Below are 20,763 nucleotides of genomic sequence, written 5' to 3'. Positions count from 1 at the left end.
AACCCGTCTTCGTACGAACGCAGGAATCCTACAAGGACTCCGGTGCCCGGCTTGTGCGCACCATGTCGGCGAACAGGGCGTGCACCCGGTGGTCGCCGGTCAGTTCCGGGTGGAACGACGTGGCCAGCGCATTGCCCTGACGGACCGCGACGACGTGGCCGTCGTACTCGGCGAGCACCTCGACTCCCGCGCCGACGGACTCGACCCAGGGGGCGCGGATGAAGACGCCCTCCACCGGGCCGCCGTCGAGGCCCTTGACCTCGACGGCCGCCTCGAAGGACTCGTTCTGCCGTCCGAAGGCGTTGCGGCGCACGATCATGTCGATGCCGCCGACGGTCTCCTGGCCCGCGCGCGGGTCGAGGATCTTCTCGGCGAGCATGATCAGGCCGGCGCAGGTGCCGTAGACGGGCATGCCGGCGCGCACCCGGGCGCGGAGCGGCTCCATCACGCCGAAGAGAACGGCCAGCTTGGAGATGGTGGTGGACTCTCCGCCGGGAAGGACCAGGCCGTCGACCGCGGCGAGTTCCTCGGGACGCCGCACCGGCCTGGCCGCGGCGCCGGCCGCGGCCAGGGCGGTGAGGTGCTCCCGTACGTCGCCCTGGAGGGCCAGGACACCGATGACAGGGGCTTCGTCGGTCATGGACTCCTACCAGCCGCGGTTGGCGTAGCGCTCGGTCTCGGGGAGGGTGTCGCAGTTGATGCCGACCATGGCCTCGCCGAGGTTGCGGGAGACCTCCGCGACGACCTTCGGGTCGTCGTAGAAGGTGGTGGCCTTCACGATGGCGGCGGCTCGCTTGGCCGGGTCGCCGGACTTGAAGATGCCGGAGCCGACGAAGACGCCCTCGGCGCCGAGCTGACGCATCAGCGCGGCGTCGGCCGGGGTGGCCACACCGCCGGCGGAGAACAGCACCACCGGCAGCCTGCCCAGCTCGGCGACCTCCTTGACCAGCTCGTAGGGGGCGCGCAGCTCCTTGGCGGCGGCGTACAGCTCGTGGTGGTCCAGACCGCGCAGACGGGCGATGTCGTTCTTGATCTGGCGCAGGTGGCGGACGGCCTCGACGACGTTGCCGGTGCCGGCCTCGCCCTTGGAGCGGATCATGGCCGCGCCCTCGGCGATGCGGCGCAGGGCCTCGCCCAGGTTGGTGGCGCCGCAGACGAAGGGCGTGGTGAAGGCCCACTTGTCGCAGTGGTTGACCTCGTCGGCCGGGGTGAGGACCTCGGACTCGTCGATGTAGTCGACGCCGATGGCCTGCAGGACCTGGGCCTCGACGAAGTGACCGATGCGGGCCTTGGCCATGACCGGGATGGAGACGGCGTCCATGATGCTCTCGATCATGTCCGGGTCGGACATGCGGGCCACTCCGCCGTCCTTGCGGATGTCGGCCGGGACCCGCTCCAGGGCCATGACGGCGACGGCGCCCGCGTCCTCGGCGATCTTCGCCTGCTCCGGTGTGACGACATCCATGATCACGCCGCCCTTGAGCTGCTCGGCCATGCCGCGCTTCACCCGCGCGGTGCCGGTCTCAGGGGTCTGGGCGGAGTCGGAAATCGTGGTGGACACGGGTGACCTCACTCTGGGGAAAAGAGGATCTGGTGCACCGCAGAGGAAACGTGAGCGAAGCAGTCCACGACAAGGGCCAATGGAAACCCGGTGGATCCTTTTTCCTTCCGTTCCGCCGCCGTTTCCCGGATTCCCCCTCCGATCCCTCGGTCCCCCGGGCGGTTCGGCCTGGTCCCCGTGGTTCCTCCCCGGTCCTCTTCGGCCTCTCCGGCTCTCCGCCGAGCCCCCTTGGGCTCCCGGAACCTTCCGGGCCCGGGGCCCTTCCGGGGGCCGCCGCTCCCCCGGTGTGCCGTGCCGCGGGCGGCGGCCGCGGGAGCGCGGGAGCGCAGCCCTGCGGAAGCGCGGGCGCGGGATCTCCTAGGCCGGCCGGTCCAGCAGCACCGCCGGGGGTTCGTCGTCCATTTCGAAGGCCATGGGGAAGGGGGCGTGGCCGGCCAGGCGGAACCAGCGGACCTTGCGGTGCTCGCGGAGTCTGCGGGCGGCGCCGACGGCGTCGTTGTGGAACCGGCGGGCCATCGGCACCCTGCGCACGGCCTCGGCCAGCTCGCGGACCGCCTCCTCCCCTCCGGGGGCCTCGCGGACCGCCTCCAGCTGCTGCACGTCGGCGAACACGGCCCGCAGGGCCTGGCTCAGCTCGCTCTCGGCGACCTCCCGCTGGTCCTCCTCGGCCTGCCGGGCGGCGTGTGCGGCCTCGTAGAGCACGATCGAGGCGGCCGGGTCGAGCACCCCGGAGGTGGCCAGCTCCTGGGCCACGGAGGCACGGCGCAGCAGCTGGGCGTCGAGTGCGGCACGGGCGGCGTCGATACGGGCGTGCAGCCGGTCCAGCCGCCCCGCCGTCCAGCTCAGGTACAGGCCGACGGCGATCAGTGCGACAAGGATCCAGACGAGGGTTTCGGTCACAGGCGGCAAGGCTATCGGCCCGGGCGGCCTCGTATGCCCCGGGCGTCAGTCCCGTGCCAGTCCCAGCCGTGCCCGCAGCCCCGTCGTCCGCTCGTCGGCCGCCACCGCCGCCGCGCCCGCCGTCACCGTCTCGTACACGGACAGGATGTCGGCGCCGACCGTCGACCAGTCGTAGCGGCGGACGTGGGAGCTGCCGCGTTCCCTCAGCTCGGCGCGGCGGGCGGGGTCGGACAGCAGGCGTACGGCCGCCTCCGCCAGGGCGTCCGCGTCCTCGTTGGCGAAGAGCTCGCCGGCCTTTCCCTGGTCGAGGACCTGGGCGAAGGCGTCGAGGTCGGAGGCGAGGACCGGGGCGCCGGCGGACATGGCCTCGACCAGGATGATGCCGAAGGACTCGCCGCCGGTGTTGGGGGCGATGTACAGGTCGATGCTGCGCAGGAAGCGGGCCTTGTCCTCGTCGCTGATCATGCCCAGGAACTCGACGCGCGAGCGCAGTTCCCCGGGCAGGCCCTCCACCGCCTCCTTCTCGTCGCCGCGGCCGGCGACCAGCAGCCGGGTGTCCGGGCGGGCGGCGAGGATCGCCGGCAGGGCCTTCATCAGCACGGGCAGGCCCTTGCGGGGCTCGTCGATGCGGCCGATGAAGCCGATCGTGTTCCCCTGCCACTCGGGCCGGGGCTCGGCCCGGGCGAAGAAGTCGACGTCGACGCCGTTGGGGATGACCACCGCGTCCCCGCCGAGGTGTTCGACGAGGGTGCGCCGGGCGTACTCGCTGACCGCGATCCGGGCGCTGATCTTCTCCAGGGCGGCCTGGAGGATCGAGTACGCGGCGATCATCGCCCTCGACCGGGGGTTCGAGGTGTGGAAGGTGGCGACGATCGGGCCCTGGGCCGCCCAGCAGGCCAGCAGCCCCAGGGACGGCGAGGTCGGCTCATGGATGTGGATCACGTCGAAGCGGCCCTCGTGGAGCCAGCGCCGCACCCGGGCCGCCGACAGGAAGCCGAAGTTGAGCCGGGCCACCGAACCGTTGTACGGCACCGGGACCGCGCGGCCGGCCGAGACGACGTAGGGCGGCAGCGGGGTGTCGTCGTCGGCGGGGGCGAGCACGGACACCTCGTGGCCCAGGCCGATGAAGTACTCGGCCAGGTCGCGGATGTGGAACTGGACGCCGCCCGGCACGTCCCAGGAGTAGGGGCAGACGAGGCCGATTCTCACGTGCGCTCCCCGTCCCTCCGGCCGGGTTCCAGGTCGGCGAGCCACAAGCGTTGCAGCATGTGCCAGTCCTCCGGATGCTCGGCGATTCCCGTGGCGAAGGCATCGGCCAGCGCCTGTGTCATGACGGACGCCTTCTCGGCCCGGGTACCTGTCGCGGGCACCTCGATCGGGGGATGGACGCAGCCCCGCATGACGGGCGAGTCGTCGTACCAGAGCGTGGCGGGCAGCAGCCGGGCGCCCGTCTGCAGGGCGAGCAGGGCGGGCCCGGCGGGCATCCGGGCCGCCTCGCCGAAGAACTCCACCTCCAGCCCGGAGGCGGACAGGTCGCGGTCGGCGACCAGGCAGACCAGCCCGCCGTCGCGCAGCCGCCGGGCCAGCGTGCCGAACGCGGAGCCGCCGCTGTGCGGCAGGACCTCCATGCCCAGGCCCTCGCGGTAGGCGACGAACCGGTCGTAGAGCGTCTCCGGCTTCAGGCGCTCGGCGACGGTCGTGAACGGAATGCCCAGCGCGGTGGTGACCCAGGCGCCGGCCAGGTCCCAGTTGGCCAGGTGGGGCAGGGCGAGGACGACGCCCTTGCCGGCCTCGAGGCCGTCGGTGAGATGGTGCAGGCCCTTGGGCTCGAAACCGGCCTTGATCCGCTCGGCGCTCCAGGCCGGCAGCCGGAACGACTCCATCCAGTAGCGCAGGTAGGAGCGCATGCCCGCGCGTGTGAGCTCGGCCAGGCGCTCGGGGGTCGCGTCGGGCACCACGCGCGCGTAGTTGCGCGCCAGCTGCCTCACCCCCCTGCCGTCCTGCCGGAAGGCGAGGTCGGCGATGGTGCGGCCCAGCTGGACGGCGACCGGTTCGGGCAGCTTCTTGACGGTGCTCCAGCCCAGGCCGTACAGCCCGTCGGTGAGCCGGTCCCGGAGGTTCACTTCGCCGCCCCGCTTCCCTGCTCCGGCCGGCCCTCGGCGGCCTCCGCCTCGGCCGACTCGCGGCGGACGGTGACGACCCGCTGGATCAGCGTGACCAGGCTGCCGACGGCGACGATCCACAGGGCGACCGGCAGCAGGTGCTGGATGCCCGGCACACCGAACTTGTGCAGGCCCGCGAATCCGGCCGCGACCAGCGAGAGCACCAGCCGTTCGGCCCGCTCGACCAGTCCGTTGACGGCGACGGGCAGACCGATCGACTCGCCCCGGGCCTTGGTGTACGACACGACCTGGCCGCTGGCCAGGCAGAAGATCGCCACCGCGCACAGCACGGTGTCGTCGCCGCGCCCCGCGTACCACAGGGCGAACCCGCCGAAGATCGCCCCGTCGGCGACCCGGTCGAGCGTGGAGTCCAGGAAGGCGCCCCAGCGGCTGGAGCGGCCCAGCTGACGGGCCATGTTGCCGTCGACGAGGTCGGAGAACACGAACAGCGTGATCACGACCGTGCCCCAGAAGAACTCGCCCCTGGGGTAGAAGACCAGCGCGCCCGCGACCACCCCGGCCGTCCCGATCAGTGTGACCGTGTCGGGACTCACGCCCCGGCGGATGAGGAACGCGGCGAACGGGGTGAGGACACGCGTGAAGAATGCACGCGCGTACTTGTTCAGCATGGCCTTCCCGAGGGTCGGTGTTCGCCGGGCGGCCCCTGCTGGCCACCGGCTGGCCCATCGTAGTCAGGCACGCGCGTGCGCGAAGGCCGGGCACCCGTCCCGGGGACCTCTCCCTTGGCCGTGCCGGGCTCGCGGGCCCCGGGTGCCGCCCTGTTCCGCCCCGTACACGCCCCGGTCCGGCCCGGGCACAGGAATCCGGTCCGGTCCGGACAAAGCCCCCCGCCCGCGGCGACGGGCACGGCGCGCGGGCCGGCGGACGGCGGGATCGGGTCCCTCGTATGGACGCCGCGTGACGGGAGTGGAAAGCTCGAAGAACCGCGGGCGTCGCAGAAGCCGCCAGTGACGCGGTGCCGCGTGTCCGCGTCCCCAGCGACCTCACCGTGCACGGGAGGGCAGGATCATGGGCGACAAGGCGCAAGCACACGCCGGAGCCGCCGGCAGGGCAGTGGCGGCCGACCACCCCGCTTCCATACGGAACGTGGTGCTGGTCGGCCCCTCCGGATCGGGCAAGACGACTCTGGTGGAGGCTCTCGCCCTGACGGCGGGAGCGGTGAACCGGGCGGGCCGCGTGGAGGACGGCGGCAGCCTCTCGGACTACGACGAGATCGAGCACCGGCAGCAGCGTTCGGTGCAGCTCTCCCTGGTGCCCGTCGAGTGGAACGGCATCAAGATCAATCTTCTGGACGCCCCCGGCTACGCCGACTTCGTCGGGGAGCTCAGGGCCGGTCTGCGCGCCGCGGACGCGGCCCTTTTCGTCGTCTCCGCCGCCGACGGCGTGAACGGCTCGACCCGCATGGTGTGGGAGGAGTGCGCGGCCGTCGGCATGCCGCGCGCCATCGTGGTCACCCACCTGGAGGCCGCCCGCGCCGACTTCGAGGAGATGACGCGGGTGTGCGCGGAGGCGTTCGGCGCGGACGACCCCGACGCGGTCCTGCCGCTGTATCTGCCGCTGTACGGGCCGCGGGGCTCCGACGGGCACGCCCCCGTGACCGGGCTGGCCGGGCTGCTGACGCAGAGACTGTTCGACTACTCCACCGGGGAGCGCAAGGAGTCCGAGCCCGGCGAGGAGCAGCTGCCGTGGCTGGCGGAGGCCCGCAACCGGCTCATCGAGGGGATCATCTCCGAGAGCGAGGACGAGCTCCTCATGGACCGCTACCTCGGCGGTGAGCAGATCGACGTCAAGACGCTCGTCGGGGATCTGGAACGGGCCGTGGCGCGCGGGACGTTCTTCCCCGTCCTGGCCGCCGCCCCCGCGGTCGACGGCGCCCGGCAGGGCATCGGCACCGTGGAGCTGCTGGAGCTGATCACCGGCGGCTTCCCCACTCCGCTGGAGCGCGAGATGCCCGCCGTCACCACCATCGACGGCAAGCCCCGCGCGCTGAAGCCGTGCGACCCCGACGGGCCGCTGGTCGCCGAGGTCGTCAAGACCTCCTCCGACCCCTACATCGGCCGGGTCTCCCTGGTCCGTGTCTTCTCCGGCACCCTGCGCCCCGACCAGACGGTGCACGTCTCCGGGCACGGGCTGACCGACCGCGGGCACGAGGACCACGACGTCGACGAACGGGTCGGCGCCCTGACCATGCCGTTCGGCAAGCAGCAGCGTCCGGTGCCGCACGCCGTCGCCGGCGACCTGGCGTGCGTGGCGAAGCTGAACCGCGCGGAGACCGGCGACACGCTCTCCGCCAAGGACGACCCGCTGCTGATGGAGCCCTGGCAGATGCCCGAGCCGCTGCTGCCGGTGGCCATCCGGGCGCACAGCAAGGCGGACGAGGACAAGCTCTCCCAGGGTCTGGCCCGGCTGGCCGCGGAGGACCCGACGATGCGCCTGGAGCAGAACCAGGACACCCACCAGGTCGTGCTGTGGTGCCTGGGCGAGGCGCACGCCGACGTCGCCCTGGAGCGGCTGCGCAGCCGGTACGGCGTCCAGGTCGACGTCGTGCCGCACCGGGTCGCCCTGCGGGAGACGTTCGCCCAGCGGTCCACCGGGCGCGGCCGGCACGTCAAGCAGTCCGGCGGGCACGGACAGTACGCCATCTGCGAGATCGAGGTGGAGCCGCTGCCGGGCGGCTCGGGCATCGAGTTCGTCGACAAGGTGGTCGGCGGGGCGGTGCCGCGGCAGTACATCCCGTCGGTGGAGAAGGGCGTGCGGGCCCAGGCCGCCAAGGGGGTCGCCGCCGGTCACCCGCTGACCGACGTCCGGGTCACGCTCCTCGACGGCAAGGCCCACTCGGTGGACTCCTCCGACGCCGCGTTCCAGACGGCCGGTGCGCTGGCGCTGCGGGAGGCCGCGGCCGACGCCAGGATCCATCTGCTGGAGCCGGTCGCCGAGGTGACCGTGCTGGTCGGCGACGACTACGTGGGCCCCGTCATGAGCGACCTGTCCGGCCGGCGCGGCCGGCTGCTGGGCACCGAGCAGCTGGGCAACGGCCGGACCCTCGTCCGGGCCGAGGTGCCCGAGATGGAGATCGACCGGTACGCGATCGATCTGCGCTCCCTGTCGCACGGCACGGCCCGCTTCGACCGCCGGTACGTACGGCACGAGCCGATGCCGCCGCAGGTGGCCGAACGGGTCCGGCAACAGGAGCATGAGGCCTCGTAGTTGACGCGCCTTTGACCGCGCCGGGCGCACAACCCGGGCCTCGGAACACCTCGTTCCGAACAGGCGGACGGCTTCGGCCGTCCGCCTGCCCGTGCCCGTGACGGCCGCTACCCTGATGACCTGATCAACAGGTGTGCGGGGCCGGGAAGTCGGGAATGCCGCAAGGCAGGTACGGCGGCAAAGGGGGGCGTCAGTGACGGAGGCATCCGATTTCGGTCCAGGGGCACAGGTGCCCCTGGCGGGAGCGGCGGGGCAGACGGCGGCGACCTGCGCCCTGGCCTCGGCGGCCTACCGGGACGACGAGGTCACCAAGATCCTCGAGGCCAACAACGACCGGTACAAGTCGACGGTCAAACCGCCGCGCCCCTGGGCGAAGATCTTCCGGCCCCGGCTCGGCGAGGCCTTCTCCCGCGCGGTGATCGACCGCATGCTGGGCGCCGGACGCGCACCGGTCATCCAGTCCTTCGGCGTCGAACCCCAGGTCGTGGTCGAGCACTGCCTGGCGGCCCAGCATCTGCGCCGGGAGCGCGACCTGCGGCTCACGGCGGTGACGGTGCTGTGCGGACTGCTCTTCCTCCCCGGCTTCCTGATGTGGCTGCTGGTGTTCACCCTGCGCTCCCACGTCGGCAAACGGGAGGACAAGCGGGCCGGTGCCCTCGCCACCGCCCTGCTGTTCGGCGTGGGCGTCCTCGCCGTGCTCCTGCTGATCGGACTGCCCCTCACCGGCTTCTGGGTGTGGTACGCGCGCGGGGCGATCGTCATGCCGGTCGTCGGCTGGTTCTGGGCCAAGCGGATCTGCGAGCGCTCGGCACGCGAACTGCGGGAGCGCTGGGCGGCCCTGCTCTCCGGCGGCGGGGTGGGGGCGAAGATCCCCGAGGCCGTACCGGGCAGCCCCGGTGACGCGGCCGAGCAGATACGCAAGGAGCTCACCCGTCTCAGCGCCGAGCAGCAGTCCAACTCCGTCTTCTACGCCGGCCCCAAGGGCATTCTCGGCATGGGTACGCGCTGGGGCAGCTGGCAGCTGGCCGAGGAGCTGGTCTCCGCCGAGCCGGGCAAGGAGTTCCACCCCTTCCGCAGCTGGGACGTCATCACCGCGATCCAGGGCGGCCTGGCGATGCTGGAGCGCACGCCCATCAACACCGGCGGTTTCCCCAAGCCGTCCATCAAGCACTGGATCGTCACCCCGGTCGGGGAGAACGCGACGTCGGTCTCCCGGCCGAGCGGCACGGATGTCGACGCCTACATCGTCAAGCCGCACGCCGTGCAGGAGATCTGCAACAAGCAGCAGTTCGGCAGCGGTGACCGGCACTACCTCGGCGTGCAGTGGACGCTCTGGGACGGCCACTTGGTGATCACCATGCTGGTCACCGTGACGGTGCTGCACGAGACCCTGCGCATCGAGGTCACCGGCCACGCCCTGGGACCGGTCCACCCCTTGTTCAACGAGAAACCGGCGGCCAAGGAGAAGGAGGTCCAAAAGGCGCTCCGGTTCTGGGAGACCCGCAAGGTGAAGCTGCCCCTGGTCGACACCGACGAGGTGGTGCGGCTCGCCGCCCGCGCCCCCCTGACCTGGTACCCGCCCCTGCTGAACTGGCTCGGCGGCGGCCTCACCCTGCCCGAGCCCTTCGGTCTGCGGCACGTCTGGGCCGACCAGCCCTGGCGGCACCGCTTCATGGCCGACGACGCCCTGCGTGCCGCCACTCCGGTGCTGCGGGTGGTGCATGCGGCCGCGCTCAAGGTTCTCAGGGAGAACGGCGTGGACGTCGAGAAGTTCGGCTCCCGCGCGGCGGCCCTCAGCGGAGGGGTGCAGGAGGTCTCGCCGAAGAAGGCCGACGTCTACGACGCGTGAGGCGCGCCGCCCCGGCCCGTGCGGGCCGCGGGCGGCGCGCCTTTCCACGGTCCGTACGGCTGTGCGGGCTAGGCGGGCCACGCCTCCGCGAGCATCTTGCGGGTGTCGGCCAGAAGCTGCGGCAGGACCTTCGTGTGACCGATCACGGGCAGGAAGTTGGTGTCGCCGCCCCAGCGGGGGACGACGTGCTGGTGCAGATGGGCGGCGATGCCGGCGCCCGCGACCGAGCCCTGGTTCATGCCCAGGTTGAAGCCGTGGGCCCCGGAGGCGCTGCGCAGTGCCTTCATGGCCTGCTTGGTGAGTTCCGCGAGCTCCACGGTCTCCTGGTCCGTCAGGTCGGTGTAGTCGGCGACATGGCGGTAGGGGACGACCATGAGGTGGCCGCCGTTGTACGGGTACAGGTTGAGCACCGCGTACACGTGCTCGCCGCGCTGGACGATCAGTCCGTCCTCGTCGGACTTGGCCGGGATCGAGCAGAAGGGACAGCCGTCGGCCCCGGGGCCGCTCGGTTTGTTCTCGCCCTGGATGTAGGCCATGCGATGCGGCGTCCACAGACGCTGGAACGCGTCGGGCGTTCCCACTCCCAGCTGCTGTTCCGGCTCACTCGTCATGCATGCAGCATAGGGCGACACCCTGGGGGAAGGGGAAAGGCCCCCGGGATCTCTCCCGGGGGCCTGCTTCCCCGCGCCGGCGGGGCACCTACACCTGCACGCGGCGCTCCACCACGTCAACGATCTCGGCGAGCGCTTCGTCACGGGAGATGCCGTTCTTCTGCGATCCGTCCCGGTAGCGGAACGACACCGTGCCGGCGTTCATGTCGTCGTCGCCGACGATCACCATGTACGGCACCTTCTGCTTCTGGGCGTTGCGGATCTTCTTCTGCATCCGGTCCGAGGAGGAGTCGACCTCCATCCGCAGGCCCCTCTTCCTCGCCTCGGCCGCGAACTTCTCCAGGTACTCCACATGCGCCTCCCCCACCGGGATGCCGACCGCCTGCACGGGGGCCAGCCACGCCGGGAACGCACCCGCGTAGTGCTCCAGCAGCACGGCGAAGAACCGCTCGATGGAGCCGAACAGAGCGCGGTGGATCATGACCGGGCGCTGCTTGGAGCCGTCCGCGGCCGTGTACTCCAGGTCGAAGCGCTCCGGCAGGTTGAAGTCCAGCTGGACCGTCGACATCTGCCAGGTGCGGCCGATCGCGTCGCGCGCCTGGACCGAGATCTTCGGGCCGTAGAAGGCCGCGCCGCCCGGGTCCGGGACCAGCGGCAGGTTCTGCTTCTCGGCGACCTGGCGCAGGGTCTCGGTGGCCTCCTCCCAGGCCTCGTCGGTCCCGACGTACTTCTCCGGGTCCTTGGTGGACAGCTCCAGGTAGAAGTCGGTCAGGCCGTAGTCCCGCAGCAGGTCCAGCACGAAGGTGAGCGTCTTGTCGAGCTCGTCGGCCATCTGCTCGCGCGTGCAGTAGATGTGCGCGTCGTCCTGGGTGAAGCCGCGGGCACGGGTCAGGCCGTGCACGACGCCCGACTTCTCGTAGCGATACACAGTCCCGAACTCGAAGAGCCGCAGCGGCAGTTCGCGGTACGAACGGCCGCGCGCACCGAAGATCAGGTTGTGCATCGGGCAGTTCATGGGCTTGAGGTAGTAGTCCACGCCCTCGTCGAGCTGCATGGGCGGGTACATGCCGTCGGCGTACCAGTCCAGGTGGCCCGAGACCTCGAAGAGCTTCCCCTTGGTCGCGTGCGGGGTGTAGACGAACTCGTAGCCCTCCTCCTCGTGGCGGCGGCGCGAGTAGTCCTCCATCACACGGCGGATGATGCCGCCCTTGGGGTGGAAGACGGCGAGGCCGGAGCCGATCTGCTCGGGGATGGAGAACAGGTCGAGCTCGTTGCCCAGCTTGCGGTGGTCGCGCTTCTCGGCCTCGGCGAGGAAGTCCAGGTACGCCTTGAGCTCGTCCTTGGACGGCCAGGCGGTGCCGTAGATGCGCTGCAGCTGCTTGTTCTTCTCGTTCCCGCGCCAGTACGCCGAGGCGTTGCGCATCAGCTTGAACGCCGGGATCAGCCGGGTCGAGGGCAGGTGGGGACCGCGGCAGAGGTCCTTCCAGCGCAGCTCGCCGGTCTTGGCGTCCAGGTTGTCGTAGATGGTCAGCTCACCGGCGCCGACCTCGACGTCCGCCCCGTCCTCGCTGGAGGCCGAGCCCTTGAGGCCGATCAGCTCCAGCTTGTACGGCTCGTCGGCCAGTTCCTCGCGGGCGGCCTCCTCGGTGACGACACGGCGGGAGAAGCGCTGGCCCTGCTTCTGGATGGCCTGCATGCGCTTCTCGATGGCCTTGAGGTCCTCGGGCGTGAACGGCCTGTCCACGTCGAAGTCGTAGTAGAAGCCGTCCTTGATGGGCGGGCCGATGCCCAGCTTGGCCTCGGGGAAGAGCTCCTGCACGGCCTGGGCCATGACGTGCGCGGTGGAGTGGCGCAGGATGTTGAGCCCGTCCTCGGAGGAGATCTCGACGCCCTCGACGGTCTCGCCGTCCTTGAGCTCGTGGCTGAGGTCCTTCAGTTCGCCGTTCACACGCGCGGCGATGATCGAGCGCTCGCCGGCGAAGAGATCGGCCGCCGTCGTGCCCGTCGTCACCGTGCGCTCTTCCCGTTCGGAATCGCGTTGGATGATCACACGGACGTCTGACACCGGTCTCTCCTGCCTGAAGGTGGGAAGCGCGCCTCACTGCTCATGGCGCATGCCATAGAGGATCGTACCGACCCGGGGCGGCCGACCGCGAAACGATAACTCTGCGTCCGCGGTCAGTCGCACTCGTCCCCGCCGCACGCCTCTTCGGAGAGGTCCGCGTCCCCCTGGCCCTGCCGGCCCTTTCGGCCCTCCCGGCCCGGCCGTTCCTCCTCCTGCCGCTCCTGCTGCTCCTGCGGCGGTCCCGCCCGCCGGTCCCGCTCCTCGTCCCCCGCGTTCTCCGCGTTCTCCGCGTTCTCCATGTTCTCCGCGTTTTTCGCGTCCTCTGCGTCCTCCGCCCGCGCGGGTACGACGCCGAAGACGCCCGTGAGCCGGTACGAGCCGCCCCGGTTCTCCAGCCGTCCGAGCACCCGCACGGGCAGTCCGGCCAGATGGGCGTGGCCGGCGAGGTTGACCCAGTAGCAGCAGTGTCTGAGGGCGAGCCGGTCGTGGGCGGCGTGCAGCCACTGGTCCGGCGACCTGGGCACGATCATGACGACGAGGATCTTGTGCACCGAGACCGGGGTGCGGGCGAGCTTGACCAGGTGGGCGTTGTCGAGCGTGAAGGAGAAGTACCGGCCCGGCGGGCGGGGCGGCAGCTGGTGGGTGCACTTCAGCTGCACCTTGATGGTCACCTCGTCGTCGACGGTGTGCCCGGGGGAGCGGTGGCTGACGTGCCAGTCGATGCCGTCGTCGGGAAAGGGCTGGGACAGCGAGCAGCCGGCCGCGGCGGCGACCGCGTGCAGATAGCCCACCTGCAGCGTCTCCATGCAGGCGGTGGTGGCGAGTGCGCCCCGCGGGGCGTCGGTGCGCCCGGGCGGCAGCCCGCCTCGTTCGGGCTGCGCCGTCGCCATGACCAACAGCCTTCCACGTGTGGCGAATCCCCGTTGCGGGCCGGTGAACTGCAAGGACCCGTATTCCTGTTGTGTCCTTCCGGCGTACGGCGCAAACGGCCCGGGTATCACCGAGCAGGCGGAAGACGGTGCACATCCGCCATGGGCGAGCGAGGAGTTGTGGGCGTATGGCGCGCTGGTACGAGGGGCCTCTGGCCGCGTTCGACACGGAGACCACGGGTGTCGACGTCGAGACCGACCGCATCGTGTCGGCCGCCGTCGTCGTCCAGGACGCCCCGGGTCTTCGGCCGCGGGTGACCCGTTGGCTGGTGAATCCAGGTGTGCCGGTGCCGGAGGCGGCAACGGCGGTGCACGGGCTGACGGAGGAGTTCCTGCAGCACCGCGGGCGCTGGCCGGCGCCGGTGATGTACGAGATAGCCGAGCAGCTGGCGGAGCACGCCGCACGGGGCCGTCCGCTGGTGGTGATGAACGCGCCGTTCGACCTGACGCTGCTCGACCGGGAGTTGCGCCGTCACCGGGCCTCGTCGCTGCAACGCTGGCTCGGGTCCTCGTCGCTGTACGTGCTCGATCCGCGGGTCCTGGACAAGCAGCTGGACCGCCATCGCAAGGGCCGGCGGACGCTCACCGACCTGTGCGCGCACTACGGGGTCGAACTGACCGAGGCGCACGACCCGGCGGCGGACGCGCTGGCCGCGCTGAAGGTCGTCCGGGCCCTGGGCCGCCGCTTCTCGGCCCATCTGGAGCGCCTGACCCCCGCCGAGCTGCACACCCTGCAGGCCGGGTGGCATGCCGCGCAGGCCCGGGGGCTGCAGGCGTGGTTCGCGCGCAGCGGGGTGGAGGAGACGGTGGATCCGTCGTGGCCGCTGCGCCCGGCGCTCCCGGCGGCGGCGTAGACGGCGTGCCCGCGCAGTATCCGCGCATCCATGCGAGAAGACCGGTCCGCCGTGGCGGACCGGTCTTCTGTCGTGTGGGCGATACTGGGTTCGAACCAGTGACCTCTTCGGTGTGAACGAAGCGCTCTCCCGCTGAGCTAATCGCCCGGGAACGCACTGAACAATACAGGTCCCCACGGGTTTCCTCCAAACCGCTTCGAGGAGGTTCGAGGAAGACGGCCGGTTCCCGCCGCCCGGCACGCGCCGCTGGGCGAGGACCGGCCCCCTGGCACTCCGGGCGCTCCGGGGCGTCCTTGGGGGCGTGCGCCGGGCCCGTGACCGCCTGCTCCTCCCCCGCGACCGCTCCGCCTCTCGTCGGCCTCATCCGCCTCACTGACCCCACCAGACCCACTGATCCCACCAGTCTCACCAGTCCCACCGGTCCCACTGCTCTCACCGGCCCCGGCGGTCCCGGTGCTACCGGCGCGGAAGCCGCCCGGCCGTGGACCGCCCGCGTCGGCTCCATGGCCCGGTCCGCGGTCCCGTTCATGACGCCGGGCGAGCGGGACTCCTCGCCCGCCGCCCCTGGCGCCTCTTCTGCCGTCCCCGCAGGGCAATATGACGGTTTTTTGGAAAACACCCGGGATTTCCGCCGGACGGCGACGTCCGGAACTTCTCCCGGAAAGACCGGCGGGTCCGAAAGTCCGCCCGCTCCCCTCCCCCGGGCACTTCTTCGCGAAGAGCGCGACGGCCCGGCCGGTCTTCCCGCCCCGGAACCGCTCGGCTTTCCGCGTTCCTGCCGGCATCCGCGGCCGGCCCCTCCGGGCGGCGGCCCCCGTCGCCGTGATCCGATGCGGGCCCGCCGGCGGACACCGGGCGGGAAAGGGCCGGGGCGCGTCGGCAGGACCGGGCGGGGATTCCTCACCGGGTGCGCGGCCGGGCGTGCGACGGCTCACCGGCCCGCGGCCGGCGGGAAGCAGTGCGAACAACGGCGGCCCGCCTGCACGAGTGCAGGCGGGCCGCCGCTTCCGGGTGGGCGATACTGGGTTCGAACCAGTGACCTCTTCGGTGTGAACGAAGCGCTCTCCCGCTGAGCTAATCGCCCGGGCACACGGAGAACATTACCGCATGTCAGGACGTGCTCGGGACCACGGACGACGGCCGGGGGCGACACCCGGCCGCCGCGAGCCGGCCCCGGTCACCGGTACTCGATGTCCCAGGGCGCCGTCAGGCCGAACTTCCAGAGGTACACCCCGCACAGCACCCCGGTGATCACCAGGCCGATCACGGTCAGGGCGATGTTGCGGCGGCGCACCCTGGGGTCGAGGGCCCGCTGGGCCATCGCGGTGACCTTGCGCTTGGTCCAGCGCAGCACGATCTGGGCCCACACGAACTCGGTCGCCCAGATCGCCATGCCGGCGAAGATCACGGCCCAGCCCGGTCCGGGGAACGCGAGCATGACGACCCCGGCGGCCACGACCGCGAGGCCGACGACGAAGATCCCGACCTGCCAGCTCAGGTGCAGCACGCGGCGTGACCGGATAAACGCGGGGGCCCGTGATCCGAGTCCACGCCGGTCCCGCTCCCGGTCGCTCTCGGTCTCCGTCCTCGTCGGCTCCGCTGCCACAGCCGTCTCACCCGGTCCGTCACTGCCCGTATTCATACGGTTGAACACTACCGGAGAGAAACCAGTCACCGGAATGGACGTACCGCACCAAGAGGTTCTCGGCCGGAAGAGTTACGTAAAGCCCGGCAAAACTCTCAGAGGGGTTTACAACGGCACCGTAGGTGGCATGTCGATTTCGCCGACGTGCGAATCCCCGAGCGCACACTGAGCGAAAGGCCCTGGCGCTTATGAACACCACGGTCAGCTGCGAGCTGCACCTGCGCCTCGTTGTATCGAGCGAGTCCTCCCTGCCTGTCCCCGCAGGCCTGCGGTACGACACGGCCGACCCCTACGCCGTGCACGCCACCTTCCACACCGGAGCCGAGGAGACCGTCGAGTGGGTGTTCGCCCGCGACCTCCTCGCCGAGGGGCTCCATCGTCCCACCGGCACCGGAGACGTCCGAGTCTGGCCGTCACGCAGCCATGGTCAGGGCGTCGTGTGCATCGCCCTGAGCTCCCCGGAAGGCGAGGCTCTGCTCGAGGCCCCGGCGCGGGCCCTGGAGTCCTTCCTGAAGCGGACGGACGCGGCCGTGCCGCCCGGCACGGAACACCGGCACTTCGACCTGGATCAGGAGCTCTCGCACATCCTCGCGGAAAGTTAGCGACAGGCCTCTCGAGGCCCTGAAGACAGCCCGCTGCCGTCCACTCGGGGAGACGGCTCGGGCCAGGACAACCTCATACCGGACACATCGGCACCGGTCCCCCTGGCAGGGGGGCTGGTGCCGATGTGCCCGCCCGGCATGACGGCGCGATCGGCTGCTCGGGCGCGCGCCGAGCCACTACCATCGGCCTGCATCGGCGGGCGTGCGCCCGATCCCCAGGCCAGGGAGCGAAACGTGCTGATCACCCACGACACCCGGTGCGCGCTGGACACCGTGGTGGATCTGGTGAACACCGCACCGGAGGACGACGCGGCGCCGGACGGGCTGGCGGACGTCGCGGCACTCGAGGAATTCGTGCGAAGCCACAAAATAAGCGATGTCGGGGTGTTGTCGGAGGCCGATCTCTCGGCGGTGCGCGGCGTCAGGGGCCGGTTCGCCGAGATCTTCGCGGCACCGGACTGCCGAACCGCCGCAGGCATGATCAACGAGCTGGTCGCCGCGGCCGGCACCACGCCCCGGCTGACGGACCACGACGGATACGACTGGCACATCCACTACTTCGCGCCCGGCGCCTCCGTGGCCGACCATCTGGCCGCCGACGGCGGCATGGCGCTCGCGTTCTTCGTGGTGGCCGGGGAACGGGAACGGCTGCGGCGCTGCCAGGCACCCGACTGCCGGCGCGCCTTCGTCGACCTCTCCCGCAACCGCTCGCGGCGGTACTGCGACAGCCGCACCTGCGGCAACCGTCTGCATGTGGCCGCCTACCGGGCGCGCCGCAGGGAGGCGACGGCGAGCTGAGCACCCGGCCGGCGGCGGCACCGGTCACGGGCGGGCCGCGGAACGCCGGTGGTGCCGGCGTGGTCCTCGGCGGGTGACGCCGAGGACCACGAGTACGGCTCACAGCAGCAGCAGGTCGTGCAGCGAAGCCATGAGCAGCAGGCATCCGATCACCGCCAGAAAGATCATCAGCGGTGGCTGGGATAAGGCGAAGAGGCAGCCGCGCCGCTCCTCCTGCGGCGGCGCGGGCCCGCTCTGTGTCGTGTCCACCATTGCGGTGGCGATGATGGCCCAGCCGGCGCCCGGGACGCGATCGGCACGCACGTAATGTGCGGGACTTCCCGGATTTCGTGATCTTCGTTTCGCTTCGGCACGGACCTTGATCGTTCACGGCCGGGGTACGAGCGTCACGGCGGAACGAACGTCATATGCCGTGCTTCCGGAGAATGGCCTCGATCTCGCTGAAGTCGTCCTCGTCCCCGGCTCCCGCCGCCGGGCGGGAGGCGGGAGAGCCGGACCGGCGGGTGGCCGGGTCCAGCGACGGGGCCGATGCCGCCGGGGCCACCGCGTCCCGGTCCGCCCCGCGCTCCCGCCGCGCGCCGCCGCGGCGGCGCTCGATCGCCCGGGTCGTCATGAAGAGCACCCAGGCGCCGCCGAGCAGACCGAAGCCCGCCCAGGCGGTCGGGCTGAAGGCGGTGCCGGCCAGCCAGCCGACGATCCCGGTCATCACCAGCCCGACGGGGATGAGGGAGTAGGCGGCGATACGGGCCGCGGCGAGAAAACGCTTGCGGTAGGCCGTGATCGCGGCGATGCCCAGGCCCGCCGCGGAGACGGCGGAGCAGACGGTCTCGGCAATCATCCGGTCCTCCAGTCGGGGCTCGCCGCATCGGGCTCACCGGTCGGGGTGGTTCGTCCCTTCCATCCTGCACCGCCCGGCCTGCGGAAACCACGCCCGGGGCAAAGATCGGGGAGATCTCCGGGTCGCCTCCTTCGCGGGTGCCCGGGCCTGGGAGACTGGGGGGCATGAGCGACTCCTCCCCCGCCTCCGACACCCCTGTTCTCGACGTCTGGTGCGAGCTGCAGTGTCCCGACTGCCGTACCGCGCTGGAGGACCTGCGCGCCCTGCGCGCCCGGTACGGCGACCGGCTGGAGGTGCGGCTGAGGCACTTCCCGCTGGAGAAGCACAAGCACTCCTTCGCCGCCGCGCAGGCCGCCGAGGAGGCCGCCGCCCAGGGCCGGCTGTGGCCCTATGCGGAGGCGGTGCTCGCCCGGGTCGAGGAGCTGGACCGCAGGGGTGAGCCCGTCCTGGTCGAGGTGGCCCGTGAGCTGGGCCTGGACGCCGATGAATTCGACACGGCGCTGATCGACGGCCGGCACATCCTGATCGTCGACGCCGACCAGGCCGAGGGCAGGGCGATCGGGGTCACCGGCACGCCCACCTACGTGATCGGCGGCGAGCGCCTGGACGGCGGCAGGAGCCAGGAGGGGCTGCGCGAGCGCATCGAGGAGATCGTGGACCGGCTGCTGCAGGGCGGTTCCTCGTAGAACCGGGCCGGGGCGGCTCCTCGGGGAACCGGCTCAGGGCCGCCCCTCGGGGAACCGGATCAGATCAGTTCCTTGTAGAAGCCGTGGAGCACCGGCCGGTACCCCAGCGACTCGTACAGCCGTTCGGCCGGGGTGTTGCCCGCGAAGACGTTCAGGCCCAGGACGTGCCGGCCCGCGGCCATCGCCTGGGCCTCGGCCAGCAGCATCAGGGAGCGGCCGTGGCCCCGGCCGCGGAAGCGCTCGTCGACCTCGACGTCGTAGACGTAGGCCCCCCGGTCCGCGGCGGTCGCCACCCACAGCGTGCCGACCGGGGTGCCCTCGTGCTCCAGCACGCTGAGCAGCATGTCCGGGGTCGCGGGTCCCTGCGGCAGCAGCCGGGCGTAGTCCTTCTCCGCCAGGGCCCGCGCCCGGTCGGCGGGGACGCCGCGGTCGATCCGGCTTTGGACGTAAGCCGTCCTGCTGCGGGCGATCCACGCCTCGTACTCGGCCTCGGTCATGGGCCTGCCCCGGCTGCCGGCGGGCAGTCCGGGGGCGGTGGTGCCGAGCTGTTTCTCCATGCCGCGGCTGCGCTCGACGTAGCCGAGTGCCGTGATGAGCCGGAGCGCGGCCGCGGCCTCGGCGGGCACGACGGCCTCGATCTGCTTGCAGCCCCAGCCGCGCACCACCTCCTCGGCGGCGAGTGCGGCCACCGTGCCGCGGCCCCGGCCGCGGTCCGGACCGTCGACGCTCAGGTCGAGGATGCGGGCGACGGCCGGCCCGAGGACGGGGTGCGTGGACAGATGGACGGCGCCGACGGGCCGGCCGTTCACGCACACCCGGTAGCGGCGTGAGCGGGTTCCGTCGGCGTGCTGCTGAAGCGGCTCGGACGGCCGCAGGGTCGTGGTCATCTCAGGGGTGTTCTACCCCCTGCGGCGCCGGGGGTCAGCCCCCTGGGCGCCGCCTTCTCACGGATCCAGGTCGTCCCCGGACCGCTCGTCGAAGACGCGCATGGCCTTGGCCGTCACCGGGCCCGGTGCTCCCGGCAGTTCGCGGTCGTCGACGCGGTGGACGGCCTGGACGTCGCGCAGGGTGGAGGTGAGGAAGATCTCGTCGGCCTGCCGCAGCACGTCCAGCGGCAGATCGGTCTCCTTGGCGCCCGTCCACTCGATCACGAGCGCGCGGGTGATGCCGGCGAGGCAGCCGGAGGCGAGCGGCGGGGTGTGGATCTCGCCGTCGAGGACGACGAAGACGTTGGAGCCGGTGCCCTCGCAGAGCCGGCCGGCGGTGTTGCCGAACAGGGCCTCGCTGGCGCCGTGCTGATGGGCGCGCGCGAGGGCGACGACGTTCTCGGCGTACGAGGTGGTCTTCAGGCCGGCGAGCGCACCGCGCTCGTTGCGGGTCCAGGGGACCGTGATGACGGCGGTGGAGTCGGGACGGCGGGCGGTCTCGCCGAGGGCGACCACCAGGGTCGGCCCCTGGTCGCCGCGGTCGGAGCCGAGGGGGCCGTGCCCGCCGGTGTAGGTGATGCGCAGCCGGCCCAGCGGCATCGGGTTGGCCTCGAGGACGGCGGCGCAGGCACGGCGGATCTCGTCGTGGTCGGGGTCGGGCAGGCCGAGGCCGCGGGCGGACCGGGTGAGCCGGTCCAGATGGCGGGTGAGCGCGAACGGTTTTCCGTCGGTCGCCTTCACCGTCTCGAAGATGCCGTCGCCCACGGTCAGCCCGTGGTCGAGCACGGAGACACGCGCGGACTCGACGTCCCGCAGCCCGCCGTCGACCCAGATCTTCACTCGTCCCTACCTCACACGTCCGTCACGGGTGCGTCCTGCCGGCCGGGGTCCGGTCCTCGGCGGCGTCGCCGCCGGGCGCCGTGCCCGCCGAACGGGCGCGGTGCCGTCGCCGTCCCTCCTCGCCGTCCTCGGACGTGCCCGTCTCCGCGTACCTGTCGTACCTGTCGTACCTGCCCGACGCTACCGCGAGCAGCCGGGCCGCCTTCAGCTCGGTCTCCCGCCACTCACCCTCGGGGTCGGAGTCCCAGGTGATGCCGGCGCCGGCGCCG

18 protein-coding genes, 2 tRNA genes and 3 pseudogenes are annotated in these 20,763 nt (G+C 71.7%); 6 read left to right on the top strand and 17 right to left on the bottom strand.

Annotated features, from left to right (window positions below):
• Window positions 1-28 precede the first annotated feature (28 nt).
• From pdxT to pgsA, 6 genes and pseudogenes are all read right to left on the bottom strand, one after another.
• Window positions 29-640, bottom strand: coding sequence for a pyridoxal 5'-phosphate synthase glutaminase subunit PdxT (pdxT, locus tag CCN35_RS01940; protein WP_067399102.1), 612 nt, complete (start codon window positions 638-640; stop codon window positions 29-31).
• A 6-nt stretch (window positions 641-646) separates the two neighbouring features.
• Window positions 647-1,561 (bottom strand): pyridoxal 5'-phosphate synthase lyase subunit PdxS, encoded by a 915-nt coding sequence (gene pdxS / locus CCN35_RS01935; protein ID WP_067399099.1) that lies wholly within the window; start codon window positions 1,559-1,561, stop codon window positions 647-649.
• 357 nt (window positions 1,562-1,918) lie between these two features.
• Window positions 1,919-2,461, bottom strand: a complete 543-nt coding sequence (locus CCN35_RS01930; protein WP_067399095.1) for a LemA family protein — start codon at window positions 2,459-2,461, stop codon at window positions 1,919-1,921.
• Window positions 2,462-2,506: 45 nt separating this feature from the next.
• Window positions 2,507-3,670 carry a glycosyltransferase family 4 protein gene (locus CCN35_RS01925; protein WP_067399092.1) on the bottom strand — a complete coding sequence of 388 codons (1,164 nt, stop codon included), beginning with the start codon at window positions 3,668-3,670 and terminating at the stop codon, window positions 2,507-2,509.
• Window positions 3,667-4,584 (bottom strand): phosphatidylinositol mannoside acyltransferase, encoded by a 918-nt coding sequence (locus tag CCN35_RS01920; protein WP_067399088.1) that lies wholly within the window; start codon window positions 4,582-4,584, stop codon window positions 3,667-3,669. The genes CCN35_RS01925 and CCN35_RS01920 overlap by 4 nt, the downstream gene beginning before the upstream one ends.
• Window positions 4,581-5,310, bottom strand: a pseudogene (gene pgsA, locus CCN35_RS01915) (phosphatidylinositol phosphate synthase). Before pgsA ends, CCN35_RS01920 begins: the two are co-directional and overlap by 4 nt.
• Window positions 5,311-5,652: 342 nt before the next feature.
• Here pgsA and CCN35_RS01910 point away from each other — a divergent pair.
• On the top strand, window positions 5,653-7,851 hold the full coding sequence (locus tag CCN35_RS01910) for an elongation factor G-like protein EF-G2 (protein ID WP_067399082.1): 2,199 nt from the start codon (window positions 5,653-5,655) through the stop codon (window positions 7,849-7,851).
• A gap of 193 nt (window positions 7,852-8,044) precedes the next feature.
• Window positions 8,045-9,700 carry a hypothetical protein gene (locus CCN35_RS01905; protein ID WP_067399077.1) on the top strand — a complete coding sequence of 552 codons (1,656 nt, stop codon included), beginning with the start codon at window positions 8,045-8,047 and terminating at the stop codon, window positions 9,698-9,700.
• A 68-nt stretch (window positions 9,701-9,768) separates the two neighbouring features.
• On the opposite strand, the gene CCN35_RS01900 is transcribed toward CCN35_RS01905, so the two are convergent.
• The 3 genes and pseudogenes from CCN35_RS01900 to CCN35_RS01890 form a co-directional block, all read right to left on the bottom strand.
• Window positions 9,769-10,311, bottom strand: coding sequence for an HIT family protein (locus tag CCN35_RS01900; RefSeq protein ID WP_067399074.1), 543 nt, complete (start codon window positions 10,309-10,311; stop codon window positions 9,769-9,771).
• An 88-nt stretch (window positions 10,312-10,399) separates the two neighbouring features.
• Entirely contained in the window at window positions 10,400-12,376 is a 1,977-nt protein-coding gene (gene thrS / locus CCN35_RS01895) for a threonine--tRNA ligase (RefSeq protein ID WP_067399071.1), read from the bottom strand.
• Window positions 12,377-12,810: 434 nt separating this feature from the next.
• Window positions 12,811-13,266, bottom strand: a pseudogene (locus CCN35_RS01890) (DUF4365 domain-containing protein); the annotation flags it as partial.
• 167 nt (window positions 13,267-13,433) lie between these two features.
• Here CCN35_RS01890 and CCN35_RS01885 point away from each other — a divergent pair.
• On the top strand, window positions 13,434-14,159 hold the full coding sequence (locus CCN35_RS01885; protein WP_067399068.1) for a 3'-5' exonuclease: 726 nt from the start codon (window positions 13,434-13,436) through the stop codon (window positions 14,157-14,159).
• Window positions 14,160-14,234: 75 nt separating this feature from the next.
• Here the strand turns inward: CCN35_RS01885 and CCN35_RS01880 are convergent.
• From CCN35_RS01880 to CCN35_RS01870, 3 genes are all read right to left on the bottom strand, one after another.
• Window positions 14,235-14,306, bottom strand: a tRNA-Val gene (locus tag CCN35_RS01880).
• 865 nt (window positions 14,307-15,171) lie between these two features.
• Window positions 15,172-15,243 (bottom strand) — tRNA-Val (locus CCN35_RS01875).
• Between the two features lie 93 nt (window positions 15,244-15,336).
• The gene (locus CCN35_RS01870; protein WP_067399346.1) at window positions 15,337-15,801 is read right to left on the bottom strand and encodes a TIGR02611 family protein; all 465 of its coding nucleotides are present in this window, start codon (window positions 15,799-15,801) and stop codon (window positions 15,337-15,339) included.
• A gap of 191 nt (window positions 15,802-15,992) precedes the next feature.
• Between CCN35_RS01870 and CCN35_RS01865 the strand changes: the two genes are divergently transcribed.
• Window positions 15,993-16,406, top strand: coding sequence for an SsgA family sporulation/cell division regulator (locus CCN35_RS01865; RefSeq protein WP_004002642.1), 414 nt, complete (start codon window positions 15,993-15,995; stop codon window positions 16,404-16,406).
• A 234-nt stretch (window positions 16,407-16,640) separates the two neighbouring features.
• Entirely contained in the window at window positions 16,641-17,204 is a 564-nt protein-coding gene (locus tag CCN35_RS01860) for a CGNR zinc finger domain-containing protein (protein ID WP_067399343.1), read from the top strand.
• Between the two features lie 99 nt (window positions 17,205-17,303).
• On the opposite strand, the gene CCN35_RS01855 is transcribed toward CCN35_RS01860, so the two are convergent.
• A complete protein-coding gene (locus tag CCN35_RS01855) occupies window positions 17,304-17,507 on the bottom strand; it encodes a hypothetical protein (protein WP_067399340.1) in 204 nt (67 codons plus the stop codon).
• Window positions 17,508-17,607: 100 nt separating this feature from the next.
• Complete coding sequence (locus tag CCN35_RS01850; RefSeq protein ID WP_067399337.1) at window positions 17,608-18,042, bottom strand: hypothetical protein; 435 nt, start codon at window positions 18,040-18,042, stop codon at window positions 17,608-17,610.
• Window positions 18,043-18,206: 164 nt separating this feature from the next.
• Between CCN35_RS01850 and CCN35_RS01845 the strand changes: the two genes are divergently transcribed.
• Complete coding sequence (locus CCN35_RS01845; protein WP_067399334.1) at window positions 18,207-18,728, top strand: DsbA family protein; 522 nt, start codon at window positions 18,207-18,209, stop codon at window positions 18,726-18,728.
• A gap of 59 nt (window positions 18,729-18,787) precedes the next feature.
• Here the strand turns inward: CCN35_RS01845 and CCN35_RS01840 are convergent, their stop codons facing one another.
• The 3 genes and pseudogenes from CCN35_RS01840 to CCN35_RS29115 form a co-directional block, all read right to left on the bottom strand.
• Window positions 18,788-19,615 (bottom strand): GNAT family N-acetyltransferase, encoded by an 828-nt coding sequence (locus tag CCN35_RS01840; RefSeq protein WP_067399331.1) that lies wholly within the window; start codon window positions 19,613-19,615, stop codon window positions 18,788-18,790.
• A gap of 57 nt (window positions 19,616-19,672) precedes the next feature.
• Window positions 19,673-20,494: an aminotransferase class IV gene (locus CCN35_RS01835; protein WP_067399328.1), complete on the bottom strand. Its 822-nt coding sequence runs from the start codon at window positions 20,492-20,494 to the stop codon at window positions 19,673-19,675.
• A gap of 22 nt (window positions 20,495-20,516) precedes the next feature.
• A pseudogene (locus CCN35_RS29115) lies at window positions 20,517-20,763 on the bottom strand (chorismate-binding protein); the annotation flags it as partial.

The organism is Streptomyces thermovulgaris (assembly GCF_002155915.1).
In the GTDB taxonomy this organism is placed as follows: domain Bacteria; phylum Actinomycetota; class Actinomycetes; order Streptomycetales; family Streptomycetaceae; genus Streptomyces; species Streptomyces thermovulgaris.
This window is presented reverse-complemented; position numbering and strand designations above follow the sequence as displayed.

Coding starts and splice junctions, on each gene's coding strand:
- CCN35_RS01885 (WP_067399068.1), top strand. CDS start 13,434: ATGGCGCGCTGGTACGAGGGGCCTCTGGCCGCGTTCGACACGGAGACC.
- CCN35_RS01845 (WP_067399334.1), top strand. CDS start 18,207: ATGAGCGACTCCTCCCCCGCCTCCGACACCCCTGTTCTCGACGTCTGG.
- CCN35_RS01870 (WP_067399346.1), bottom strand. CDS start 15,801: ATGAATACGGGCAGTGACGGACCGGGTGAGACGGCTGTGGCAGCGGAG.
- CCN35_RS01910 (WP_067399082.1), top strand. CDS start 5,653: ATGGGCGACAAGGCGCAAGCACACGCCGGAGCCGCCGGCAGGGCAGTG.
- CCN35_RS01850 (WP_067399337.1), bottom strand. CDS start 18,042: ATGATTGCCGAGACCGTCTGCTCCGCCGTCTCCGCGGCGGGCCTGGGC.
- CCN35_RS01840 (WP_067399331.1), bottom strand. CDS start 19,615: ATGACCACGACCCTGCGGCCGTCCGAGCCGCTTCAGCAGCACGCCGAC.
- CCN35_RS01865 (WP_004002642.1), top strand. CDS start 15,993: ATGAACACCACGGTCAGCTGCGAGCTGCACCTGCGCCTCGTTGTATCG.
- pdxT (WP_067399102.1), bottom strand. CDS start 640: ATGACCGACGAAGCCCCTGTCATCGGTGTCCTGGCCCTCCAGGGCGAC.
- CCN35_RS01900 (WP_067399074.1), bottom strand. CDS start 10,311: ATGACGAGTGAGCCGGAACAGCAGCTGGGAGTGGGAACGCCCGACGCG.